We start from the raw sequence: 23,557 nt of genomic DNA on the forward strand, positions 1-23,557 counted from the left end.
TGGGGCGGTGTACATCTGCAAGAAACAGGTCGGCTGTCAGGCCGCCTTCGCTGGCAAGCCAGCTCCCACAGAGGTTGAGGGTATCCGGGAGAAAGGAGGTGATTGTGAAGGCGCCATCGCGAGCAGGCTCGCTCCTACAGTTTGGGGCGGTGTATATCTGCAAGAAACAGGTCGGCTGTCAGGCCGCCTTCGCTGGCAAGCCAGCTCCCACAGGGATTGCGGGTATCTGGAAGAAATGGGGTGATTGTGAAGCCGCCATCGCGAGCAGGCTCGCTCCTACAGTTTGGGGCGGTGTACATCTGCAAGAAACAGGTCGGCTGTCAGGCCGCCTTCGCTGGCAAGCCAGCTCCCACAGAGGTTGCGGGTATCCGGGAGAAAGGAGGTGATTGTGAAGGCGCCATCGCGAGCAGGCTCGCTCCCACAAAAGCAAAGCAAAGCAAAGCAAAGCAACGCAAAGCAACGCAAACCAGTCCAGCCCCTCGCGGCGAAGCCGCCCCACTCAACACAATGAGCGTTAGCTCGAGTACCGCTCTTGATCGTGGAGCCCGTCGGAAGGCTGAGCGCAGGGATTGATCCGGGCGTGGGAGCGCAGCGACCGTTTGGCGCAGCCAAACACAGCGAGAGGAGGTGCAGCGAAGCAAACCGGAGACGCTGCGCCCGGATCGATCCCGGAGCGAAGGAACCCCGAGCCCCAGCGAGCGGGCCGAACGTCAGGGCAAAGCCTTTTGGTTCCTTTTTGGCGTCTGAAAAAGGGACTCGCCGTAAGGGCGAAACCGCCAGCCGCAACACCGCAAAAACGGATATTCACCCAAAACCCCAAGAGCCTGGTCGGCCCAAAGGCCGCCAAGTCAAAGCCGAAAATGCCCAACCATGGATTTCAACTCAACCCCCAACTGCGCCAGCTCAACGCTGGAAGCCGCATTCCCGCGCATCGCCACAGAAGAATGATCCGCACTCGCCCGAATACTGGTGACACTGCGATTGATCTCCTCGGCCACCGAACTCTGCTCCTCCGCCGCCGCAGCAATCTGCTGATTCATCTGCTGAATCAACGACACCGCCGCCGCAATGCTGCCCAGCGCACTCTCGGTCTGCAAGGCATCGCTGACCGCCAGCTTCACCAACTCGCCACTGCTGCGAATCTGCTGCACCGACGACTGCGCCGCCGCGCGCAAGGCACTGACCAGTCGCTCGATCTCCTCGGTCGACTGCTGCGTGCGCCGTGCCAGCGCGCGAACCTCATCAGCCACCACGGCAAAACCCCTGCCCTGCTCCCCGGCCCGAGCCGCCTCAATCGCCGCGTTCAACGCCAGCAGGTTGGTCTGCTCAGCGACACTCTTGATCACTCCAAGCACCGTACCGATATTCTGGATTTCGGCACTGAGGCTTTCGATACTGGAACTGGCCGAGGTGGCCGAATCGGCCAATTGCTCAATACGCTCCATGCTTTGCCGCACCACCTGCTGACCGCTCTCGACCTTGCCCTCGGCGGTCTGTGCAGCCTGCGCCGCTTCTTCGGCATTGCGCGCAACGTCATGCACGGTCGCGGTCATCTGATTCATGGCCGTGGCCACTTGCTCGGTTTCTTCCTTCTGACTGCTGACTTCCAGATTGGTCTGCTCGGTGACCGCCGACAGCGATTGCGCCGAACCGGCCAGGCGCTCGATACCCGCCTGCAAGCCGCTGACAATCGTGCCCAGACCCGCGCCCATCTGCTGCATCGCCAACATCAATTGGCCCATCTCATCACGACGGTTCACCTCAACCGTCGCCGTCAGATCCCCGGCCGCGATCTGCTGCGCCACCGCAATCACATGGCGCAATGGCGCGACGATCAAGCGTGTGATGACCCATGCAGCGATCAACCCGACCAACAGCGCCAGTGCCGAGGAAGCGATGATCAGCAGGGTGTTTTTCTTCAGCTCGGCCTGCATCGCGGCATCCTCGGCGACATAGGCCTGGTTTACCCGGTCCACCACTTGCGCGGCACGCTGATGCAGTTGTGTGTAAACCGTTTTTTCCTGTGCCAGCAAACCGGTGTACTCCGCCAGTTTGTCGTTGAATCCGGCAATGTGTCCCGACACTTCATTGAGCACGGTCAGATAGCCCTCATCCTTGACCGTGCTTTTCAGCGCTTCGGCCTGCGCCTGTGCCTGAGCGGCCTGTTCGATGTTGCCTTCGCCGGCGTTATCGGCGTCGCCCTTGCGGCTCTGATCGAGACGGACGTGCGCTTCGTTCATCGCTTGCAGCATCAGCCGCGATACCTGGCTGACCTGATTCGCCTGCTCAATGAACTGGGCGCCGTCCTTGCCCTCGGTGTCTTTCAAGGTATAGGCACCATCGTCGGCCAGCCCGGCTTGCAGTACATCGAGATTGTTAGCCACGCTGGACACCGACCAACTGGCCATTTCCAACGCCAGGTCCTTGGCCTGGCTCAGCGAGACGAACTCGTCAAACGCCTTGCGATAGGCCCCCAGTGCTTGCTCGACATCAGTCATCACCGGCACATTGGCCGGCGTTTGCGCCTTGAGTTCACCGGCCAGGGCCACCAGTCCGTCCACGCCTTCACGCAAGGCGTCGGCGGTTTTCGGGCTGCCGCGCAAGGCATATTCCTGTTCGAGCAGGCGCACCTTGAGCAAACCGCTATTGAGCGACGACATCTGCTTCAGCCCGTCGAAACGCAGGCTGATGGTTTGCAGGGACCAGACGCCAATGGCTGCCACCAGTGCGGTCAGCAGTAACACCAGCACAAAGCCGATACCCAGTTTGGTTGCCATACCGAGGTTGGCGAAACGTCCTTGCACGGCGGAAATCATTGCGCGTAGTCCCCAGCCAAAGTCTATTGCCGAAGATTCGCAACGGGCTTGAACCAGCACAAGTCTCTGGCGTCGGAATAATGGCAAAAAGCTACGCCCGCGTCGTTTTCAGAACGCTTGAGGTCGATCCACAGCGGTACTGCGAAAAAACTGTCGGGCGCGCGGGTCACAGGCATAGGCCACATTGATGCGATGCCAATCGCCGGTTTCGCCACTGGGGCTGTAGGCGTCAGCGGCTGACAGCACGACACCGCAGCGTTGAGCCTGTTGGCGCACGCCTTCCTGGTCGTTCATCCGCGAGCGCGCCCAAATGAACAACCCGCCAACCGGTTTACCGAAAATCTCCCACTCGGCGTCTTCCAGCGCCTGCAAGGCTGCGGCGCGATCGGCATTCAGGCGCTGGCGCTGGCGCTGCACCAGTTTTCGGTAAGCGCCCGTTGCCATCAGGCTGGTCAATACCGCTTCGCAAAACCTTGAGCAGCCCAGGCCACTGATCATCTTCACCTGAGCCAGCCGCGTGACCAGTTCGCTCTCGGCAACGACAAAGCCGACCCGCAAGGAGCTGCTCAGGGTCTTGGAGAAGCTGCCGACGTAAATCACTCGTCCATCGTCGTCCAGCGCCGCCAGACGCACGCCATTACCGGTGTGCCAATCGGCGTAGACGTCATCCTCGATCACCCGCAAATCGTAAGTCTTGCTCAATTGCAGAATGTGCTGGGCCACGGCCGGCGTGAGGCAACTGCCGGTGGGATTGTGGTGGTGGCTGTTGATGAAGAGCGCGCTGGGCTGATACTGACGCAGTAACGCTTCGAGCATGTCGAGGTCCGGCCCGCTCGGCGTACGCCGGACTTCAAGCATGCGCACCCCATGCAAGCGCAGCAGCTCGAACAGCGGCGCATAGCCGGGGGTTTCGACTACCACGCAATCACCGGTCTTGAACAAGGTGCGCACGATCAGGTCGAGTGCGTGACTGGCGCCGCCAGTGCTCAACAGCTGCGTGCTGCGCGCCTCGATATTCAAGGTCTTGAGGCGTTTGGCAATTTGTTCGCGCAATGCGGGCAGGCCCAACGGCGAACTGTAGTTGAACAGACTGGCCATATCGGTACGCGCCACTTCACGCAGCGCATAGCTGAGGTCGTCGGGCTCGCGCCAGCTCTGCGGCAAGCCGCCGGCGCCCAGTTTCAACCCACCTGCGACTGCGCAGACGGCATCGCACCAGGCGTGTCGCCCAAGGAAAGGCGCCAGCTCTTCCTCGGCGTTGAGCGTCGATGGCGATGCCGCCACGACAAACCCCGCGCCCTGCCGTGCCGTCAAAACCCCCTGCGATACCAGACGCTCGCACGCTTCCACCACGCATGACTGGCTAAGCAGATTGCCTCGGGCGATTTGCCGAACGGAGGGCAGACGGGTGGCGGGCGGGACACCGCTCTGCAGGATCCAGTCAGTCAGTCCGTCCACAATCTGCTGTACGACCGGCACCATTGCCTGTCGGTCAATTCTCAATTCCATGAGCGCGCAAACTCCTGTCCGTTTTGCTGGGCGCAGTAAATCACAGCCACGCCGTACAGGCTGTGCGACAACGCCGCCAAAAGCGACCGTTCTAACTATTTGATACACATTGTTTAACGGATCATGGAACCTGGCAGGAACAAAAAACCCGCACGAATGCGGGTTCTGTATAGCAGCGTCGCTCAGAACGCGGTGACACCACCATCCACCGCCAGCGAATGCCCCGTGGTGAAGGCTGCGCCATCGCTGCACAAGTACAGCACCGCGCTGGCGATTTCTTCGACCTTGCCGATGCGGCCGACCGGGTGCATCGCATTGGCGAATTCGCCTTTTTTCGGATCAGCCTCGTAGGCGCGGCGAAACATGTCGGTGTCGATCACGGCCGGGCAAACGGCGTTGACACGGATTTTCTTCTTCGCATATTCAATCGCCGCCGATTTGGTCAGGCCGATCACTGCGTGCTTCGACGCCGCGTAAATACTCATCTTCGGCGCCGCGCCCAATCCGGCAACCGACGCCGTGTTGACGATCGCCCCGCCGCCCTGAGCCAGCAGCAACGGCAGTTGATACTTCATGCACAGCCAGACGCCTTTGACGTTGACGCCCATGATCGCGTCGAATTCATCCATCGAGCCCTCGGCCAGTTTGCCTTTCTCGATCTCAATTCCGGCGTTGTTGAATGCATAGTCGAGACGGCCGTAAGTATTGATGACCTCGTCCATCAGATTTTTCACTTCGCTTTCGACCGTAACGTTGCAGCGCACGAAGGTCGCTTCGCCACCCGCCGTACGAATCAGCGCCACGGTGCCCTCGCCCCCGGCCGCATCGAGATCGGCGACCACCACTTTCAGCCCTTCGGCAGCGAACGCCTGGGCCGTCGCGCGGCCAATCCCGTTGGCAGCACCGGTGACGACGGCAACCTGACCGGAAAACGTCATGCTCATTGTTATGTCCTCGAACGCAAAGTGGCAGGGTGAGTAGCGCCACAGCATAGCGACATGGGATTACGCCGCGTCAGCACTATCAGAAGGCTGTTTGGGTCCTCATGCGCCACAGTGATTAACCTGTGGCGGGGACTATCACTGCACTGGATCGGGATGCATTCGCCGCATCGGCCAACCTTGCGACATCGCTGCCGAAGGACTATCAACAAGGCTTCATTCCGTTTGAGTGCCAGTCATGACCAACCAGACCAATCGCCAGTTCCTGCTCGCCAAACGCCCCGTCGGCGCCGCCACCCGCGAGACGTTCACTTTTCAGGAAGTGCCGGTCGGCGAGCCGGCGGCGGGACAGATCCTGGTCAAGAACGAATACCTGTCCCTCGACCCGGCCATGCGCGGCTGGATGAACGAAGGCAAGTCCTACATTCCGCCGGTCGCTATCGGTGAGGTCATGCGCGCGCTGGGCGTGGGAAAAGTCGTCGCGTCGAACAATCCGGGATTTGCCGTCGGCGACTACGTCAACGGTGCCCTTGGCGTGCAGGATTTTTTCCTCGGCGAGCCAAGAGGTTTCTACAAGGTCGATCCGAAACTCGCACCGTTGCCGGTGTATCTGTCAGCCCTGGGCATGACCGGCATGACCGCCTACTTCGCCCTGCTGGATGTCGGCGCGCCCAAGGCTGGCGACACCGTGGTGTTGTCCGGCGCGGCCGGCGCGGTAGGCAGCATTGCCGGGCAGATTGCCAAGATCAAAGGCTGCCGCGTGGTCGGCATCGCGGGGGGCGCCGACAAGTGCAAATTCCTGATCGACGAGCTGGGTTTCGACGGCGCTATCGACTACAAATCCGAAGAGGTCGTGGCCGGCCTTAAACGCGAATGCCCGAAAGGCGTCGACGTGTACTTCGATAACGTTGGCGGCGATATTCTCGACGCGGTCCTCAGCCGCCTGAACATGAAGGCACGGGTCGTGATCTGCGGTGCGATCAGCCAGTACAACAATAAAGAGGCGGTCAAAGGCCCGGCCAACTACCTGTCACTGCTGGTCAACCGTGCGCGCATGGAAGGGTTTGTGGTGATGGACTATGCCGCGCAATTCGCCAGTGCCGCACAGGAAATGGCCGGCTGGATGGCCAAGGGGCAGCTCAAGAGCAAAGAACACATCGCCGAAGGCCTGGAAACCTTTCCGGAGACGCTGATGAAACTGTTCAGCGGCGAGAACTTTGGCAAGTTGGTGTTGAAAATCTAAAACCACCGCGGACCAAATGTAGGAGTGAGCCTGCTCGCGATAGCGGTGTGTCAGCCAACATTAACGTTGTTTGACACACCGCTATCGCGAGCAGGCTCACTCCTACATTGGCTTTGCGGTGTTACTCAGGCGATTTCGGCTACAACCGCAGCCAATGCCTTGGCCGGATCCGCCGCCTGGCTGATCGGACGGCCGATCACCAGGTAATCGGAACCGGCATCCAGCGCCTGACGCGGGGTCAGAATACGGCGCTGATCGTCCTGCGCGCTGCCCGCCGGACGAATCCCCGGGGTTACCAGTTGCAACGACGGGTGCGCGGTTTTCAGCGCCTGGGCTTCCAGCGCCGAACACACCAGACCGTCCATCCCGGCCTTCTCGGCCAGTGCCGCCAGCCGCAGCACCTGCTCCTGCGGCTCGATGTCCAGACCGATACCGGCCAGATCTTCGCGCTCCATAGAGGTCAGCACGGTCACGCCGATCAGCAGCGGTTGCGGGCCGCTGCGCTTGTCCAGTTCTTCACGGCAGGCGGCCATCATGCGCAGGCCACCGGAGCAATGGACGTTGACCATCCACACGCCCATTTCCGCGGCGGCTTTCACGGCCATCGCCGTGGTGTTGGGAATGTCGTGGAATTTCAAATCAAGAAAGACTTCAAAGCCCTTGTCACGCAGGGTGCCAACGATTTCCGCGGCACAACTGGTGAACAGCTCCTTGCCCACTTTGACCCGGCACAGCTTCGGGTCCAACTGGTCGGCCAGCTTCAGTGCGGCGTCACGGGTGGGGAAATCCAGGGCGACGATGATAGGAGTCTGGCAGGCGGACATGAATGGGCTCTCAGGCAGGTCGAAATCGGCGCGCATTGTAGCGGAACCGGCGGCGGCGCGGCACCCGATGATCGGTAAATCGTCGCGCCGACCGTGATCAGCATAGCGCCCGCTGCTATTGTGTCGACTCCGATACACAGCCGACATCTGATCAACAAGCGTCGGCGCTAGCCTCGCCAGCCGCAACACGCCCTTACATCAGCACTTCCCGCCTCTTGGGTGGACGCCTATGCTGAAACCACAACCTCGCGGCCCATCTTTGTGGTGGCGGCCTACTGGCAGATGAACATCCCATGCACAACAACCCTGCGACTGCGACGGACGAGCCGAAAGACGACAAGCGCTGGAGCATCCGCGCACTGATCGTCGACGACGACGTGCCGATCCGCGAGCTGATGATCGACTACCTCGCCCGCTTCAACATCCACGCCAGCGGCGTCACCGACGGCGCAGCGATGCGTCAGGCCATGCAGGCCGAGCGCTACGACGTGGTCGTCCTCGACCTGATGCTGCCCGGCGAAGACGGCTTGTCGCTGTGCCGCTGGCTGCGCGCCGAATCGGACATCCCGATCCTGATGCTCACCGCACGTTGCGAACCGACCGACCGCATCATCGGCCTGGAACTGGGCGCCGATGACTACATGGCCAAACCGTTCGAACCGCGCGAACTGGTCGCACGCATCCAGACCATCCTGCGCCGCGTGCGCGATGACCGCAGCGAACAGCGGTCGAACATCCGGTTCGACAACTGGCGCCTGAACAGCGTGCTGCGCCAACTGGTGGCCGACGATGGCCTTGTGGTCCCGCTGTCCAACGCCGAATTTCGCTTGCTCTGGGTCTTCATCGAACGCCCGCGCCGAGTGCTGAGCCGCGAGCAACTGCTCGATGCCGCCCGTGGCCGCTCGATCGAAGCGTTCGACCGCAGTATCGATTTGCTGGTCTCGCGCTTGCGGCAGAAACTGGGCGACGACCCGAAAGCTCCGCACCTGATCAAGACCGTACGCGGTGAGGGTTACCTGTTCGACGCGCGGGACATCGGCTGATGCGGCTGCGCCTGGACACGCTGTTCGGCCGCCTGTTTGGCGTGCTGTTTGTCGCCATCGTCCTGGCGCATCTGCTGGCGTTCACCTGGTTCAAGCTCTACGGCCCGCCCCCGCCGCCGCCCTCTGCGCCGTTTTCCCAAGGTATCGACGGGCAAACACCCGCACACGACCCCCGCTACCCGCCACGTCCGCGTCCCTGGTTCGGTGGCCCGGTCGTACCGCTGACTTTCCAGTTCATCACCTTGATGATCGCGGCCTGGTATGGCGCCAAACTGCTCAGCCGCCCGATCCAGCGTTTGAGCGACGCCGCCGAACGCCTCAGCGAAGACCTCGACAGCCCGCCACTCGACGAATCCGGGCCACGGGAAGCGCGGCAAGCGGCGTACACCTTCAACCTGATGCAACAGCGCATTCGCGAACAGGTACAACAACGCGCACGCATGCTCGGCGCCGTCTCCCACGATTTGCGCACACCGCTGTCACGCCTGAAACTGCGCCTGGAAAACATCAGCGACGACAAACTGCAAAGCCAGATGCGCCAGGACCTCGACGACATGATCGACATGCTCGATGCCACCCTGACGTATCTGCACGAACAACGTACCAGCGAAGCACTGCAGTTGATGGACGTGCAGGCACTGGTCGAATCACTGTGCGAAAACGCCCAGGACCAAGGCGCGGACGTACACGTCAGCGGCCATTGCCATCCCTTGCCGGTGCAACCGATGGCGCTGCGCTCGTGTATCAACAACCTGTTGGACAACGCCCTGCGCTATGCCGGGCAGGCGCGAATTGAACTGCAAGACCTGCCTGGGCAGCTGCTGATCCGCGTGATCGACCACGGCCCGGGGATTGCCGAGGACAAGCGCGAGGCCGTTTTCGAACCGTTTTATCGGCTGGAAGGTTCGCGTAACCGCAACTCAGGGGGGGTGGGCCTGGGCATGACCATTGCCCGAGAGGCGGCGCAGCGGTTGGGTGGGCAATTGAATCTGGAAGAAACTCCGGGCGGCGGTTTGACCGCCATTGTTCGCCTGCCACGGGGCTGAGCCTCACCCAGTCATGTGGGAGCGAGCCTGCTTGCGAAGGCATCGGTTGATTCAATATCTCTGTGGGGTTTGACGGCCTCTTCGCGAGCAGGCTCGCTCCCACACTTGAAATGAGTACATCTGCAAGAGACAGGTCGGCTGTCAGGCCGCCTTTGCTGGCAAGCCAGCTCCCACAGGGACTGTGTTTATCTTCGAAGCAAATGGTGTCTGTACCGGCGCTATCGCGAGCAGGCTCACTCCTACAGTTTGGAGCGGTGTACATCTGCAAGAGGCAGGTCGGCTGCCAGGCCGCCTTCGCGAGCAGGCTCGCTCCCACAGAAAAGCAAAAGCAAAGCAGCCGCGTTAGCTCCCAACCACTCAACACAATGAGCGTTAGCTCGAGTAAGGCTCTTGATCTTGATGCACGGTGCCCGTCGGCAGGCTTCGTTCCGGGATTGATCCGGGCGTGGGAGCGCAGCGACCGTACGACGCAGTCGTACACAGCGGAAGGAGGTGCAGCGAAGCAAACCGGAGACGCTGCGCCCGGATCGATCCCGCAGCGAAGGCACCCCGAGCCACAGCGAGGGGCCGCACGTCAGGGTAAAAGGCCTTTGGTTACTTTGGGCCCCCAAAGCCACCCGCCGTAAGGGCGGAACCCTGAGCAGCCGGTACCGCAGCAACGGATATGTACCCCAAACAACCCAAAGCCTGGCCGGCCCAAAGGTCGCCAAGCCCTAAACCACCCGAGCCTGACTCTTGCTCCAGTCGGTCAACAGACTATAAGCCACCGCCAACAACGTAGGCCCGATAAACAACCCGATAAACCCAAACGCAATCAACCCGCCAAACACCCCGAGCAACACAATCACCAGCGGCAGATTCCCCCCGCGGCTGATCAGATACGGCTTGAGCACATTGTCCACGCCACTGATGATGAACGTCCCCCAGATCCCGAGAAACACCGCCATCCCGTACTCGCCCTTCCACGCCAGCCAGGCGGTGGCCGGGACCCACACCAGCGGCGGCCCCATCGGAATCAGACTCAACAGAAACGTCACGATCCCCAGTACCAGCGCCCCCGGCACCCCGGCAATAAAAAAGCCGATCAACGCCAGCACCGCCTGCGCCGCCGCGGTCCCGATCACGCCATTGACCACCCGTTGCACCGTACCGGCCACCAACTCGATGTAGTACCCGGCACGATCACCGATCAGCCGTTCGAGCAGGCTGTGCACGAACGCCGCCAGCCGCGGCCCGTCACGGTAGAAAAAGAACACGAAGACGATACTCAGCGTCAGCTCGAGAATCCCGCCGCCAATCTGCGCACTGCGCGCCAGCAACCAATTACCGACCTGACCCAGATAGGGTTTGATCGAGACCATCAACGCCGCGCCCTGCTGATCGATGCTGTCCCACATGCCCACCAGCCGCTCACCGACGAAAGGCACACCGCCGAGCCAGGTCGGCGCCTCCGGCAGACCGTCGACCTGCACATCCTTGATGAACGCCGTGGCATCACGGACATGATCGGCCAGGTTGAACCCCAGCCACACCAGCGGCGCCGCCACCAGCAACATCCAGCCCAGTGTCAGGATCGCCGCGGCCAGCGATTCACGGCCATTGAGCCAACGGGTCAACAGCCGCATCAGCGGCCAGCTGGCGAATGCCAGCACCGCACCCCAGAACAGCGCCGACCAGAACGGCGCCATCACCCACAGGCTGGCACCAAACAACACCAGCAGCAGAATCTGCACCAGCAGGCGATCGTTATTGAGCATGGAGGGTCTCGAAAATAGTCAGTCAGGCCAAGAGTAGGCGAACATCCTCGCGGGTATTCGCCGATACAGCTTATCGCAACAGGTGGATGCGCAGTCCGGCGCCTTCGAGATTACCGGTTTCCATGCGTGCCGCGCGTACGCCCTGATTGATCAGCGCCTGGCGCCAGGCTTCGGCCTTGGGCCCGGAGACCGTGACCCGTAAGGTAGTGTCGAGATTGAGGCTGCGGGAAATCAAGCGTAACCAGGGCTCACCCGGCTCATCCACTCGATCAGGGAAATCCAGCTCGCCGGTACTCTTGAGCTGACGCAACAAGGTCGCCGAGGTCGGCAGCAACTCGCCCAACGGCGCGTTCGCCTCGAACTGTTCGACGTGCAGATAGGCTTTGCGATTGCCGCGCGTGATGCTGTAGAGCGCCACGAGTGTGTTGTCCCTCGGCGCCGCCAGCCTCAGCAACAGGTAAGCCTGTTGCTCATCGGAACCGTACAGCTTGGCATTGCCGAATACCTCGTTGGCCCACAGGCTGCTCTCCCCGCAGTCGCGGGCCTGGCACCAGAACAGCAACTCGGCATCCTGCTTTTGCAGGGCCTGGCGAGCGGCGGTGAATGCTTCGGTAGCGGAATGTTCGGGCGGCAACTCGTAGGTCACCGAAGTGGTCTGGCCACGCGCGGTCACTTGCCCGTCGAAGCGCAGTTGGCCGCTGATCTTGCGGATCGAACCCAGCGGATAGATTCTTTCCAGCTCGACGGCAGGCCGATAGTCGACGATCTGCGCATCGGCCAGACGCGGCACGATCGGCAAATCCTGACTGCCCGGCACATCCGCGGCGAACGAAAAGCAACTGATAGAACACAGCGCCAGCAGACTGAGTGAGCGCTTGGTCAGGCTCATCGGATCGCCAAGGCGTGGCAAATCGGGGGTGCAGCGGTGTAGACATCCATCGTGGTTATCTCCCATTTCAACCCGCCCAGCCTCGGCAGTTGCCCGCAGCAAGTCAAGGAATGGCGAAGAAGCGATTGAAACAGTCTGCGACAAGATCCGCGCCGGCCTCGTCGTTCAGGTGCAAATGGTGCCCGCCCGGCAACCGATTATGGCTAAAGGGCAGACGCTCCAGCAATTCGGGATGCCTGGCCAGCATGCCATCAGCCGCAACCACCAGGTGCGCCGGACAACTGACTCGAAGCGCGAACGCCATCGCCTGTTCCTCGGTCAGGCGCAGCGGCGATGGCAGGGTCAGGCGATTGTCGGTGCGCCAGGTATAACCGCCGGGCACCGGCATCAGACCGCGCTGGGCCAGCAGCTCGGCCGCTTCGCGACTGACCGCCACCAGGCCTTTCATCCGCGCTTCGATCGCTCGGTCGAGGGTGGTGTAGACCGGTTTGCGTTTTTCCCGCAGATCCAGTTGGGCTTGCAGGGCCATGCCCATCCGCTCGGCAGCGTTTTCGCCTTTGTCGGTCGGTGGAATCACCCCATCGATCAGCGCCAGATGGCTGATCCGCTCCGGCAGCGACCCCGCCAGCACCATCGACACGATAGCGCCCATCGAATGCCCGAGCAGGCCGAAACGCTTCCAGCCCAGTTGCTCGGCGACCTGCAAAACGTCGTGGGCGTAATCCCACAGCGCATAGCCGGCGCCGTTCGGCCGGTGCCCGGAATGTCCGTGTCCGGCCATGTCCAGCGCAATGATGCGCAAGCCTTTGAGTTTGGGCGCCAGGCGGGCAAAGCTGTTGGCGTTATCGAGCCAGCCGTGCAGGGCGATCACCGGCAAGCCGTTCTCGGGGCCGAACAAATGCGCCGCCAGTTCGATATGCGGCAAGCTCAGACGCACTTCTTCGAAGGTCGGGCTCATGCGCAATCCTGAGCCTGACGGCTTTCCCAGCGAGCGAACAGACTCTTGAGCAACCGCGCGGTGTCCTGCGGGCGCTCAAGCGGAAACATGTGCCCGCCGGGCATGCTCAGCGCCTCGCCTTGTGGCAGACGCGAAACAAAACGGGTGTGGTGACGCATCACCACACGGCTTTTGTGTCCGCGCACCACGGCCAGCGGCACCTGCAATTGCCGGGTGCGCCCGGGACTGGTGTGCGGCACGCCGCGATAAATGCTGATTTCAGTGGCCGGGTCGAAACGCAGCCGCAGCTTGTCGTCTACCCGATGCAGCCCGTGTTGCAGGTAGGCATCGAAGCATTCGGGGTCGAAACCGCGAAACAGGCTTTTGCCGGCAAAGTAACTGCGTGCGCTGTCAAGATCGGCGAACTCTTCACGACGCCCGAGCGTACGCCCGGCCGGGGTCAGCCGGTCGATGAACCCGAAGCGCTTGGCCGCACGAATCACCCATTGATCGGTGCGGGTCAGCACTGGCGAATCGAGCATCACCACCCCGCGATACAGCTCAGGACAACGCAACGCCGCGTGCAAATGGAGTACGCCACCAAAGGAATGACCGACGCCCCACACCGGTTGGTCCTGCTGCTGCAAGTGATGGATCAGTTCATCGACCAGGTTGTGCCAGTTGTCATCCGCCGGAAAACGCGGGTCATGGGCGTGCTGCTGTAGATGTGCAACCCGGTACTCGGGCGCCAGCGCCGCGAACAACTTGCCATAGGTGCCCGAGGGAAAGCCGTTGGCGTGGGCGAAAAAGATCGGTTGCGACATGCGGGCAAATCCAGTGGGCGAAAACATGAGGATGATTGTCCGCAAGACCCGCGCGGACAGCAATGACCGTAACGGCCACGAATAGTGGCGATGTTGTTTTATCCATACTGACGTCAGGCCAGTCGTCGCAAACTTCGACGACCTGTAATTTCTGACAGTTGACCGCTGGCTTCCTGTGCACGATAAACGAATCAGGTCCACGAACTCGGGATGGCTGCTTCATGCACACGCATACACCGACGGTTTCCGTGATGGATTCACGTGGGCTGAACATTGCCACGGTGTCCTATTGTCGTGAAACCCCCGGTGGGCCGACCGACCCGCGTATTTATCGCCAACGCTACAACGCTGCCGGTCGACTGACTGACGCCTGCGATCCACGCCTGTATGCGCTGCAACAGCGCGAACCGGTTGCCCGCCCAAACCTGAAGTTGATTTCCAGCCTCTCCGGCCGGTCCCTTTCAAGCGACAGTGTTGATGGCGCACTTCGGCTGACCTTGCCAGGCGCGGCAGGACAACGCCTCATCGAGTGGGACGGGCAGATGACGCAGACGCTGACCTTCTATGACTTGCGGCTGCGTCCCATCAGTCTCGTTGAACAGGTACTGGGCACAAGTGCCAGAAACAGCGGTTTTTTCAGTTACGGCGACACCTCGCCATCGTGCGCAGCGCACAACCAATGCGACCGCATGATTCGCCATGATGACAGTGCTGGAAGCGAGTTTTTTCCTGAATACACCCTCAACGGTGAGCCAATCAGGTGTGTACGGCATTTTCTCAGTGAAATTAACGAGCCGGACTGGCCGCCAGCCTTGGCGGAAAGAGACCTGCTCCACGAGTCCGGGAGTGGTGCAACTACCCATGTCTGCTATAACGCCTTGGGGGAGACGATCAGCCAGCAAGACGCCATGAGCAATCAAAAGCGACTCCAACTGAACGTCGCCGGACAACTCAAGCAAATCAGTCTGAAAGTCGCGCAAGACTCGCATCCCAGACTGTTGCTGCACGACATCCAGTACAACGCGGACGATCAGGTGGTGCGCCAAGCGGCCGCCAATGGCGTGATAAGCCAGAATTTCTACGATCCACAGAGCGGTCGACTTGTTGAGATCATTGCCAGAACGGACGGGCGCCCTGCCCTGCAACATCTGCTCTATCGCTACGATCCAGTCGGCAACATCCTCAGTGTCGAGGATATGGCCCAGCCCACGCGCTTTTTTCGCAACCAGACAATCAACCCTGTTTCGTCGTTTATTTATGACAGCCTCTACCAATTGATCGGTGCCACGGGCTGGCAACGAAGCAGCACGGTCAATGGTCCCGCGGAGCCGATCTTCAGCTCTCCACCAGATTCCGCCCAGCTCGAAAACTACCGCCAGACGTACACCTATGATGAGGCCGGCAACCTCACCACCCTGGTTCACAGTGCCGCAAGCAAGAGTTGGACGCAGCGCACGGCGATTTCCAGATACAGCAATCGCGGCATGGAACAAACGATCAGCGGCACACTGCCCGACGAACTGGAAATTGCCGCCGGCTTCGATATCAACGGCAACCGGAAAACGCTCCAGTCCGGCCAGATATTGCAGTGGAGTGCTGGCGGACGATTGCTCCAGGTCGATCAGGTCAGGCGCAAGGATGCTGCAAACGACTGCGAACGCTATGTGTACGACGGCGCGGGTCAGCGCAAGCGCAAAGTCCGCCTCGTACAAACGGCAGCAATCATGCAACTGCATGAAACGCGCTATCTGCCAGAGCTGGAAATACGCAATAGAGCCGATGAAACCTTGCACGTCATTTCAGTGCAGGCAGGACGTTGTGCTGTTGAAGTCCTGCACTGGGCTACCGAGGGCATGGTTGCCGATCAGTATCGCTACCAGTTCAGCAATCATCTGGGCTCGAACGTGCTGGTGCTCGACGATCAGGGCAACACTATTTGTGAAGAGAACTATTTTCCCTACGGTGGCACCTCGTGGTGGGCAGGGCCCGATCAGCTACAGGCCCGTTACAAGACCCGCCGCTACGCAGGCCAGGAGCTTGATGCCACCGGCCTTTATTATTATGGCCAGCGCTTCTATGCGCCTTGGTTGATGCGCTGGATCAGCCCGGATCCGGTGGGCATCACCGATGGTATGAATCGATACTTGATGGTGCGCGGCAATCCCGTCAGGTTTGTCGACCGCCAAGGACTGACCGGATTGGATACCGCCAGGGCAGCGGGTGCGACAGCCACGCGAGAGTTTGTCAGCGCAGCTTTTGCCACTGCCGCGCAAGCGGCATTCGTGGGTTTCCTGCCGCCGGCGAACGTTGCGGTGAGCATTGGAGGTGCTTTGGCGGGTGCCGTAACGGGTGGCATAAGCGGCTATGCCGGTGCCAACTGGGCGCAAAGCTCTATGCACATCAGTTCCCCGGCAGATTGGGGACCTCTGGCTGCGAAAATCGGCGGTGCTGTAATAGGTGCGGCCTTGGGCGCCGCGCCGTCCCTGCTCGGCATGCTCGATCCACGCGGGAATGCAGCCGCGGCGGGCCAGATTGGCAGCGCCTTCGGTACCCTGTTTCGTGAAATGTCGGCGCAGTATCTGGCCAATGCCGGCCCGAGCAACCCCGCTGTGGGCCGTGTCGATCCGCTCACGGGAGCGGCCAGCGTAGCTGGCGCAGGGTTGGCAGCAGGCGCCACCGGGTTCGGCGGCTCAACGCTGTTTGGCACGGATGCAACCGGAAATGTGTTGCAGTCCGTTCTTTCCGTCTCGGCAGTCACGGCTGCCAGTGCTGCCGCTGCCTCAGTCGTGAGAGGGCTGAGGGGAACCCCGACCATCCCCTCGAATGATCGCGAACCGACCTTCAATCAGGAGAACGCCGTGGTCGGCTACAGCAGCCGTCATTTCTTTTTATCGTTGGGGCAGGTCGCCAATCTGGCTTTATCACAGATCCCTGGCTACGACACGTTGGACCCACACACCCGAACGGCGGTGAGCCGTGCAGTCGTGAGCGCGATCGGCGACATACGCTCGACGTTTGTCACGATTGCCAAGCCTGGCCTGAGCGCAGAACTGGGCACAACGGCCTGGGACCTTGAAAAAGACCAGGTCGGCGCCGGTATTGTCCGCGAAAGCCCACCAACCGACGTCGACCAAGTCTACTTTGTTAGCGAAACCAGTCCTGGTCAGCGAAAATATTCCCGAGCGCAACTCAACTTTTAAGCAGGTGATGCTATCGCCTTACCGCTGCCCTCACCGCAGCGGCGGCTGCTCTCCCAGCGGCACCACCGCCATGGTCAGGCGCGACACGCAACTGGCCTTGCCTTCGTCGCTGGTCAGGCGGATATCCCAGACATGGGTGGTGCGGCCAATGTGAATCGGCGTGGCCACCGCTGTCACCCGTCCACTGCGCAAGCCGCGCAGATGGTTGGCGTTGATCTCCAGCCCCACGCAGTAAAATTTGCTGGCATCGATACACAGATAACTGGCCATCGAACCGACGGTTTCCGCCAGCACCACCGAGGCGCCGCCGTGCAGCAAACCGTACGGTTGGTGAGTGCGATGATCGATGACCATGCTCGCCGTCAGCGACTGCTCGTCGAATGCTTCGAAGCGGATGTCGAGCACTTCACCAATGGTATTTTTCTGGATCGCGTTCAACTGCTCGATGTTTGGAATCGTACGCCACAGGCTCATTGCAGACTTCCCTTGTTGTTTTAGTCGTCGCTCAATCCTGCCACAGCACTGCCTCGCGGCGCTCGCTCCATTCTTCGAAACGGGCGCCATAACGGTCTTCGATCACGTTGCGCTTGATTTTCAGGGTCGGCGTGAGAAAGCCGTTTTCCACGGCCCAGCTGTCCTTGACCACCACCAGCCGGTGCAGGCGCTCATGCTTGTCGAGCACAGCGTTGACCTCCTCCAGCAGTTTTTCCAGGCTCGTCTGCAGACTCACGCGCCCCTCGTCCTGGCTGACCGAGGACAGCACACACAAGCCTAACGGCGCACTCAAACCATCGCCCACCACACAGACCTGTTCGATTCGCGAATGCACCGCCAGGCGATTCTCGATCGGTGCCGGCGCGACGTACTTGCCCTTGCTGGTCTTGAAGATTTCCTTGAGCCGCCCGGTCAGGCGCAGGCGCCCTTCGCTGTCCTGCTCGCCCTTGTCGCCGGTGCACAGAAAGCCGTCTTCGGTCAGCGTCTCGGCGGTTTTTTGCGGTTCCTTGAAATAGCCGAGCATGTTCGCCCGGCTGCGCACTTGCACTTCGCCGGACGCATCAATGCGCACTTCGACCTCCGGACAAGGTTTGCCGATCCAGCCTTGCCGGTACTCGCCAGGCAGGCAGATATGCGAGTAGCCGCAACCCTCGGTCATGCCGTAGACCTCCAACACATCGAGGCCGAGTTTCTGATACCAGGCGAGCAGGGTCGGCGGCACGGGCGCGGCGCCGGACAGCGCCACGCGCAAGGCATCCAGCCCCAGACCCGCCAGCACCTTGTGCCCGACCCGTTTGCCAATCAACGGCAGGCCGAGGAGAAAATCCAGACGTTTCGCCGGGATCTTGCTGTACACGCCCATCTGGAACTTGGTCCAGATGCGCGGCACGCCGAACATCGCGGTCGGCCGCGCCCGCTTGAGGTCGATGATGAAAGTATCGAGGCTCTCAGCGAAAAACACCGTCTGCCCGGTGTAGATCGACGCCAGCTCTACAAACATGCGTTCGGCGACATGGCACAGCGGCAAATACGACAGCAGCCGGTCATTCTCGTTGAGACCGAACAACTGCGTGCCGCGACTGGTGGCGAAACCAAGATTAGCGAAACTGTGCATCACGCCCTTGGGCAGGCCGGTGGTGCCGGAGGTGTAAATAATGGTCGCCAGTTGCTCGGCGGCGGGACGCGGGTCGTCCTGAATCGGCGAACAACCTTGCAGGTCCGCCCAACTGAAATCGAACGCGCCGGGCGGATGCAGCGGCAGGCTGATGGTTGGCAAACCCACCGGCACGCCTTCGGACATGCCCGCCCAGTCATCAAGTTTGCCGATGAACGCCAGCGCGCTTTGCGAGTGAGTGAGCACCTGCGCCACCGATTCGGCCGTGAGGTTGGGGTACAGCGGCACCGAGACGTGTCCGGCCATCCAGATCGCCAGGTCGGCAATGATCCAGTGCGCGCAGTTTTTCGAGATCAGCGCGATATGACTGCCGGACGGCAATTCGCGGGCGCGTAGCCAGTGCGCGGCGCAACGGGCCTGATGGCCGACGTCGGCCCAGGTCAGTGTCTCGACCTGCCCGCCGCCGATGGGCTGCACAAGGAAGCGCTGGCGCGGGTGCCGCGCTTCGCGTTCGTAAAACACATCCAGCGGCAAACGGAAGGCGGCAGACATGCGACTCGCTCCTGTTTTTTTGGTCTGGAGCAAGCGTAGTCAACCAAGCAAGTGCTTGGTTGGATTTTTCAAACAAATAATTTCAGATGCAGATAGCCTCTGTAGGAGTGAGCCTGCTCGCGATGGCGGTGTGTCAGTCAGCGGCGATGTTGCCTGTCACACCGCCATCGCGAGCAGGCTCACTCCTACAAGGGGAGCGGTGTATGCCTTAAGGGTGTTTGAGGCTGTTGAGCTTCATCGAGCCAATCAGCAGTTCACCGTGCTCAAGCTCCGCCAGCCCCGCCGTACTGACCCACTCCGGCGGTTGCCCGGCGCCATGCTGCAGGTAACTGAGCAGATTGCCCACCAAAGGGTTATGGCTGACCAGCAATACATTGCTGACCGAGACCAATTGCTCGGCGACTTTGTCCGGATCGCTCTCCGGTGTCAGCCACTCGACGGTGCGAATCTCCGGCTCGAAGCCCAACGCGTCGCGAACAATCTGCGCGGTTTGCTGCGCGCGCAGATAAGGGCTGGCGTAGATCGCCGTCAACGGCTGCCCCATTAAATGAGCGGCGCTGCTCAGGACTTCTTTACGGCCGTGTCCGGTCAGTTCCCGCTCGGAATCGATCTTCGAGCCGTAAGGCACCGCCTCACCATGACGCAGCACCCAGAGTTTCATAGCTTGGGCTCCTCATCGCGCACCGGATGCGCGGCCGGGGCGACGGTGTGCGGCGCTTCGCCTTCCGGGGTGCGCGGCGTTGGCCAGTCGGCGAACGGCCAGGGTTTCTGGTCGCTGTGGAAACTGCCAAAACGGCCGATCTGGGCGAGAAACTGGCTCAGGCTGTCGCCAAAATTCATCAGGCTGGCGCTCGGCGCGCCGTAGATCAGACGGTAGATCAGTTGCACCAGCACCACGGCGCCGAGGATGAACTGCGCCACTTGCCAGACCAGCACATAGACAATCATCCACAACACCCGCAGGAGGATGGATTCGTACTTGGCTTCGGTTTTCGGATCGTTCATGGCTCTTCCCGTTGACTCAGTTGAAACCGCTGGTGGAAATGAAATCGACGTCGGTTTTCGGCTCGGCGCGCATCAGTAGACCGATCACCTGCTCCAGCGTGCGTCCTTCGAAGAGTATCGCGTGCAGCCCGGCGACCAGCGGCATGTACACGCCGACCTCTTGCGATTTGGCCTTGAGCACTTTGAGCGTGTTGACCCCTTCGGCGACTTCCCCCAGGCGCGACACGGCTTCGTCGAGGCTCAGGCCCTGGCCGAGGGCGAAACCGACCTGATAGTTGCGGCTCTTGGGCGAGGAACAGGTAACGATCAGATCACCGACCCCGGCCAGGCCGAGGAAAGTCATCGGATTGGCCCCTTGGTTCACCGCAAAACGGGTCATCTCCGCCAGAGCGCGGGTGATCAGCATGCTTTTGGTGTTCTCGCCCATGTCCAGCGCCACCGCCATGCCGGCGATGATCGCGTAGACATTTTTCAGCGCCCCGCCCAGCTCGACACCAAAGCGGTCGGCGCTGGCGTACACACGAAAGGTGCGACCGTGCAGCGCGGCTTGCACCTGCTTGCACAGCGCTTCGTCTTCACTGGCGACCACCGTCGCGGTCAGCGCATGTTCGGCGATTTCCCGCGCCAGGTTCGGCCCGGACAACACGCCAATGCGCGCCTGCGGGGCGATCTCTTCGAGGATCTGGCTCATCAGTTTGAACGTCTGGGCTTCGATGCCTTTGGTCAGGCTGACCAGCATCTTGCCGCTCAACCGCTCGGCGTGGGCGGCGAGCACCGTGCGCAGTGCGCTGGACGGCAGCGCGACGAAGCACAACTCGCAGGCGTCGAGGGTGGCCTGCAGGTCGGTGACGGCAGTCACGCCCGGCAGAATCTTGATGCCTTTGAGGTAACGCGGGTTTTCGCGGTTGACCCGGATGGCCTCGGCCTGCTCGGGGTCACGCATCCACTGCCGGACTTGATGGCCGTTCTCGGCCAACAGATTGGCCACGGCGGTACCAAAACTTCCGCCTCCCAGGACCGCAATCGGGCGCTGTTCAGTCATATGCAATCCGTTAATCCATACCAGTGGCGATGCCGGCATTATACGGGGCGACCCGGTCGCGGCCAGCCCCTGCGTCAATTACCGGCACTTGTAGGAAGAAGACCAATAAAACCTAGGAAAATGCCTACAACGTGACTGGAAAAGTCGCTGCCCTCGGTTAACATGCGCGCCAATTCTTCGCTCTATAGGCTGCGTTGTGTTTTTTGGCCCTCCCCCACCGCGTTTGTCTGTGCTGCTGGCGCTGCTGTTCAGCCCGTTGCTGCAGGCCGACGATCTGTTTGTCGACAGCCAGACGCTGCCGCAGGTGCTGACCGCCACGCGCCTGAAACAGACGCCGGCACAAGTGCCGGGGAGCATGACCGTACTCGACAGCGAACTGATCGGCGCCAGCGGTGCCCGTGACATCAGCGAACTGCTGCGCCTGGTTCCGGGGATGATGGTCGGCCACCTCAACGGCAATCAGGCCGCGGTCAATTACCACGGCACCAATGCCACCGGCGCGCGGCGCATGCAGGTGTTGATCGATGGCCGCTCGGTGTACCGCGCAGGCCTGGCCACGGTGGACTGGAGCGATATTCCGGTGGCCGTGGAAGACGTCGAACGCATCGAAGTGTTTCGCGGGCCGAACACCGTCAGCTACGGCGCCAACGCGCTGATGGCGGTGATCAACATCATCACCCGCCACCCCGCGGACAGCCATGGCACGCGGCTGAAGTACACCCGCGGCCAGCGCGGCATCAGCGATTTCTATGCGAGCCAGGGTACCGGCTGGAACGGCGGCGATCTGCGCCTGTCGCTGTCCGGCCAGGAGGACGACGGTTTCGACAGCGATCGCAGCGGCGCCGACTACCGCGACAGCCGCCGCTTGAATCGCCTGAGTCTCGCCGTCAGTCACACCCTGAGCGATGACCAGAGCCTCGACTGGCAACTCAACGCCAAGGACGGCAGCAATCAGCGGCCCTATACCTACCGCCCGGTGTTCTCAGGGATTACCGCCGCCGGGAATAATTCCGACGTGGTGGCCAAGGATTACGCCGGCTCGGTGCGCTGGAACCTCGACATCAACCCCGAACACAGCCTTTACGTACAAGGCTCGGTCCAACACTGGGATCGTCAGCAGACCTGGCGCGCCTGCGACGCCGAGGTCTCGTTCAGCCCGCAACTGGCGCAACTGTGGCAACTGAACCCCAACTACACCGAACGCCTGGCGCGCAACATCAGCCAATTCACCGGCCCCGGCGCGGCACCCGGCACACCGCAGGAGATGGCGCTGGCCAATCAAGTGCTCGGTCAATGGCGCAACGGCGCCAGTCGAACCCTGTGCGGTGACATCGACCAGAGCGCCCGGGAATCGCGCTACGACATTGAATTGCAGGACACCCTCAGCCTGTCCGACAGCTTGCGTCTGGTCAGCGGCATGAACTATCGCTACGACCGCGCCGACTCCGAAACGTATTTCAACGGCACGCTCGACGACACCACTTGGCGCGCCTTCGGCCAACTCGAGTGGCGAGCCAGTGAACATTGGCTTTTACAGGGCGGGGCGATGTTCGAGGACACGCAACTGGTCGGCAGTTCGCTGACCCCTCGCTTCGCGATCAACTACCTGATCAACCCGCGCCACGGCCTGCGTGCGGTGTACTCCGAAGCGATTCGCTCGCCGGACATGTTCGAGAACAACGTCAACTGGAGCTATCAGGTCAGCAAGCTGCGGCCCTCGGCGTATGGACAGTCGTCGGCGCGTTATTTCGTCCAGACCCGCGGCCCCGGCGATCTCGATCAGGAACACATGCGCTCGCGGGAATTGGGTTACAACGGCTACTTCGCCGAACTCGGCCTGGCACTGGATGTGAAGCTGTTCTATGACGAAATCACCGGGATGATCAGCGAGCCGCTGCGCAACAACCAGTACATTGCCAGCAACGCCAACAGCTCACGCTTTCGCGGCACGGAAACCCAACTGGATTGGCGCGTGAGCGTGGCCGACCGCTTGCGTTTCACCTATGCCTTTGTCGATGCCCAGGCGAGCAATCCGCTGGATCAGCAGTTCACCTCGCGCAACAGCGGTTCCGCCGGCTGGCTGCGCGATTGGGGGCACGGCTGGAACAGCGCCGTCTTCTATTACGGCGACAACGCCCTCAATGGCTACCGCTTCGAACGGATCGACACACGCATCGCCAAACGTATCCCGCTGGGCAAGGCGCAGTTGCAACTGGCCGGGGTGTTGCAGCAGCGCCTCGATCACGAGCCGAGCACTTTTGTCGATAACAACGATGACGAGCGCCGATTGATGTACTTCAGTGCCGAGCTGGAGTTCTAG

Annotated in this window: 18 protein-coding genes; 5 read left to right on the forward strand and 13 right to left on the reverse strand. The window is 61.4% G+C overall.

All coding sequences use genetic code 11. The features are described from left to right. Positions 1 to 848: 848 nt before the first annotated feature. From HU765_RS18505 to HU765_RS18515, 3 genes are all read right to left on the reverse strand, one after another. Entirely contained in the window at positions 849 to 2,816 is a 1,968-nt protein-coding gene (locus HU765_RS18505) for a methyl-accepting chemotaxis protein (protein WP_186622171.1), read from the reverse strand. 108 nt (positions 2,817 to 2,924) lie between these two features. After that, positions 2,925 to 4,325 (reverse strand): PLP-dependent aminotransferase family protein, encoded by a 1,401-nt coding sequence (locus HU765_RS18510; RefSeq protein ID WP_186622172.1) that lies wholly within the window; start codon positions 4,323 to 4,325, stop codon positions 2,925 to 2,927. A 182-nt stretch (positions 4,326 to 4,507) separates the two neighbouring features. Beyond that, positions 4,508 to 5,269 (reverse strand): SDR family oxidoreductase, encoded by a 762-nt coding sequence (locus HU765_RS18515; protein WP_007917441.1) that lies wholly within the window; start codon positions 5,267 to 5,269, stop codon positions 4,508 to 4,510. A 235-nt stretch (positions 5,270 to 5,504) separates the two neighbouring features. On the opposite strand from HU765_RS18515, the gene HU765_RS18520 reads away from it, so the two are divergent. Then, positions 5,505 to 6,509 (forward strand): NADP-dependent oxidoreductase, encoded by a 1,005-nt coding sequence (locus tag HU765_RS18520; RefSeq protein WP_186622173.1) that lies wholly within the window; start codon positions 5,505 to 5,507, stop codon positions 6,507 to 6,509. A gap of 125 nt (positions 6,510 to 6,634) precedes the next feature. Here HU765_RS18520 and pyrF read toward each other — a convergent pair whose 3' ends face one another. Then, entirely contained in the window at positions 6,635 to 7,333 is a 699-nt protein-coding gene (gene pyrF, locus HU765_RS18525; RefSeq protein WP_186552574.1) for an orotidine-5'-phosphate decarboxylase, read from the reverse strand. Between the two features lie 293 nt (positions 7,334 to 7,626). Here pyrF and HU765_RS18530 point away from each other — a divergent pair, with 293 nt between their 5' ends. Together HU765_RS18530 and HU765_RS18535 are read left to right on the forward strand one after the other, a co-directional pair. Further along, positions 7,627 to 8,376 (forward strand): response regulator transcription factor, encoded by a 750-nt coding sequence (locus HU765_RS18530; RefSeq protein WP_186552573.1) that lies wholly within the window; start codon positions 7,627 to 7,629, stop codon positions 8,374 to 8,376. After that, positions 8,376 to 9,422, forward strand: coding sequence for a HAMP domain-containing sensor histidine kinase (locus tag HU765_RS18535; RefSeq protein ID WP_186622174.1), 1,047 nt, complete (start codon positions 8,376 to 8,378; stop codon positions 9,420 to 9,422). Before HU765_RS18530 ends, HU765_RS18535 begins: the two co-directional genes overlap by 1 nt. 713 nt (positions 9,423 to 10,135) lie before the next feature. On the opposite strand, the gene HU765_RS18540 is transcribed toward HU765_RS18535, so the two are convergent. From HU765_RS18540 to HU765_RS18555, 4 genes are all read right to left on the reverse strand, one after another. Continuing rightward, positions 10,136 to 11,179: an AI-2E family transporter gene (locus tag HU765_RS18540; RefSeq protein WP_186551752.1), complete on the reverse strand. Its 1,044-nt coding sequence runs from the start codon at positions 11,177 to 11,179 to the stop codon at positions 10,136 to 10,138. A 70-nt stretch (positions 11,180 to 11,249) separates the two neighbouring features. Further along, positions 11,250 to 12,068, reverse strand: a complete 819-nt coding sequence (locus tag HU765_RS18545) for a DUF4892 domain-containing protein (protein ID WP_186622175.1) — start codon at positions 12,066 to 12,068, stop codon at positions 11,250 to 11,252. Positions 12,069 to 12,171: 103 nt separating this feature from the next. Beyond that, positions 12,172 to 13,026, reverse strand: coding sequence for an alpha/beta hydrolase (locus HU765_RS18550; protein ID WP_186622177.1), 855 nt, complete (start codon positions 13,024 to 13,026; stop codon positions 12,172 to 12,174). Continuing rightward, positions 13,023 to 13,829: an alpha/beta hydrolase gene (locus tag HU765_RS18555; protein ID WP_186622179.1), complete on the reverse strand. Its 807-nt coding sequence runs from the start codon at positions 13,827 to 13,829 to the stop codon at positions 13,023 to 13,025. Before HU765_RS18555 ends, HU765_RS18550 begins: the two co-directional genes overlap by 4 nt. A gap of 221 nt (positions 13,830 to 14,050) precedes the next feature. On the opposite strand from HU765_RS18555, the gene HU765_RS18560 reads away from it, so the two are divergent. Continuing rightward, complete coding sequence (locus HU765_RS18560) at positions 14,051 to 17,029, forward strand: RHS repeat-associated core domain-containing protein (RefSeq protein ID WP_186622181.1); 2,979 nt, start codon at positions 14,051 to 14,053, stop codon at positions 17,027 to 17,029. A 30-nt stretch (positions 17,030 to 17,059) separates the two neighbouring features. Here HU765_RS18560 and HU765_RS18565 read toward each other — a convergent pair whose 3' ends face one another. The 5 genes from HU765_RS18565 to HU765_RS18585 form a co-directional block, all read right to left on the reverse strand. Continuing rightward, positions 17,060 to 17,503: a hotdog fold thioesterase gene (locus HU765_RS18565; RefSeq protein ID WP_186622183.1), complete on the reverse strand. Its 444-nt coding sequence runs from the start codon at positions 17,501 to 17,503 to the stop codon at positions 17,060 to 17,062. Between the two features lie 31 nt (positions 17,504 to 17,534). Further along, positions 17,535 to 19,190: an AMP-binding protein gene (locus HU765_RS18570; RefSeq protein WP_186622185.1), complete on the reverse strand. Its 1,656-nt coding sequence runs from the start codon at positions 19,188 to 19,190 to the stop codon at positions 17,535 to 17,537. A 208-nt stretch (positions 19,191 to 19,398) separates the two neighbouring features. Continuing rightward, a complete protein-coding gene (gene sixA, locus HU765_RS18575; RefSeq protein WP_186622187.1) occupies positions 19,399 to 19,851 on the reverse strand; it encodes a phosphohistidine phosphatase SixA in 453 nt (150 codons plus the stop codon). Next, entirely contained in the window at positions 19,848 to 20,195 is a 348-nt protein-coding gene (locus tag HU765_RS18580; protein WP_186551744.1) for a DUF4389 domain-containing protein, read from the reverse strand. The genes sixA and HU765_RS18580 overlap by 4 nt, the downstream gene beginning before the upstream one ends. Before the next feature lie 16 nt (positions 20,196 to 20,211). Further along, positions 20,212 to 21,237, reverse strand: coding sequence for an NAD(P)H-dependent glycerol-3-phosphate dehydrogenase (locus HU765_RS18585; protein WP_186551743.1), 1,026 nt, complete (start codon positions 21,235 to 21,237; stop codon positions 20,212 to 20,214). A 196-nt stretch (positions 21,238 to 21,433) separates the two neighbouring features. Here HU765_RS18585 and HU765_RS18590 point away from each other — a divergent pair, with 196 nt between their 5' ends. Beyond that, positions 21,434 to 23,557, forward strand: a complete 2,124-nt coding sequence (locus tag HU765_RS18590; protein ID WP_186622188.1) for a TonB-dependent receptor — start codon at positions 21,434 to 21,436, stop codon at positions 23,555 to 23,557.

The organism is Pseudomonas sp. SWRI81 (assembly GCF_014268545.1).
In the GTDB taxonomy this organism is placed as follows: Bacteria; Pseudomonadota; Gammaproteobacteria; order Pseudomonadales; family Pseudomonadaceae; genus Aquipseudomonas; species Aquipseudomonas hamedanensis.

Bases quoted from the DNA above. Each gene is read 5' to 3' on its own strand.
- HU765_RS18505 (WP_186622171.1), bottom strand. From the start codon at position 2,816: ATGATTTCCGCCGTGCAAGGACGTTTCGCCAACCTCGGTATGGCAACC.
- HU765_RS18510 (WP_186622172.1), bottom strand. From the start codon at position 4,325: ATGGAATTGAGAATTGACCGACAGGCAATGGTGCCGGTCGTACAGCAG.
- HU765_RS18515 (WP_007917441.1), bottom strand. From the start codon at position 5,269: ATGAGCATGACGTTTTCCGGTCAGGTTGCCGTCGTCACCGGTGCTGCC.
- HU765_RS18520 (WP_186622173.1), top strand. From the start codon at position 5,505: ATGACCAACCAGACCAATCGCCAGTTCCTGCTCGCCAAACGCCCCGTC.
- pyrF (WP_186552574.1), bottom strand. From the start codon at position 7,333: ATGTCCGCCTGCCAGACTCCTATCATCGTCGCCCTGGATTTCCCCACC.
- HU765_RS18530 (WP_186552573.1), top strand. From the start codon at position 7,627: ATGCACAACAACCCTGCGACTGCGACGGACGAGCCGAAAGACGACAAG.
- HU765_RS18535 (WP_186622174.1), top strand. From the start codon at position 8,376: ATGCGGCTGCGCCTGGACACGCTGTTCGGCCGCCTGTTTGGCGTGCTG.
- HU765_RS18540 (WP_186551752.1), bottom strand. From the start codon at position 11,179: ATGCTCAATAACGATCGCCTGCTGGTGCAGATTCTGCTGCTGGTGTTG.
- HU765_RS18545 (WP_186622175.1), bottom strand. From the start codon at position 12,068: ATGAGCCTGACCAAGCGCTCACTCAGTCTGCTGGCGCTGTGTTCTATC.
- HU765_RS18550 (WP_186622177.1), bottom strand. From the start codon at position 13,026: ATGAGCCCGACCTTCGAAGAAGTGCGTCTGAGCTTGCCGCATATCGAA.
- HU765_RS18555 (WP_186622179.1), bottom strand. From the start codon at position 13,829: ATGTCGCAACCGATCTTTTTCGCCCACGCCAACGGCTTTCCCTCGGGC.
- HU765_RS18560 (WP_186622181.1), top strand. From the start codon at position 14,051: ATGCACACGCATACACCGACGGTTTCCGTGATGGATTCACGTGGGCTG.
- HU765_RS18565 (WP_186622183.1), bottom strand. From the start codon at position 17,503: ATGAGCCTGTGGCGTACGATTCCAAACATCGAGCAGTTGAACGCGATC.
- HU765_RS18570 (WP_186622185.1), bottom strand. From the start codon at position 19,190: ATGTCTGCCGCCTTCCGTTTGCCGCTGGATGTGTTTTACGAACGCGAA.
- sixA (WP_186622187.1), bottom strand. From the start codon at position 19,851: ATGAAACTCTGGGTGCTGCGTCATGGTGAGGCGGTGCCTTACGGCTCG.
- HU765_RS18580 (WP_186551744.1), bottom strand. From the start codon at position 20,195: ATGAACGATCCGAAAACCGAAGCCAAGTACGAATCCATCCTCCTGCGG.
- HU765_RS18585 (WP_186551743.1), bottom strand. From the start codon at position 21,237: ATGACTGAACAGCGCCCGATTGCGGTCCTGGGAGGCGGAAGTTTTGGT.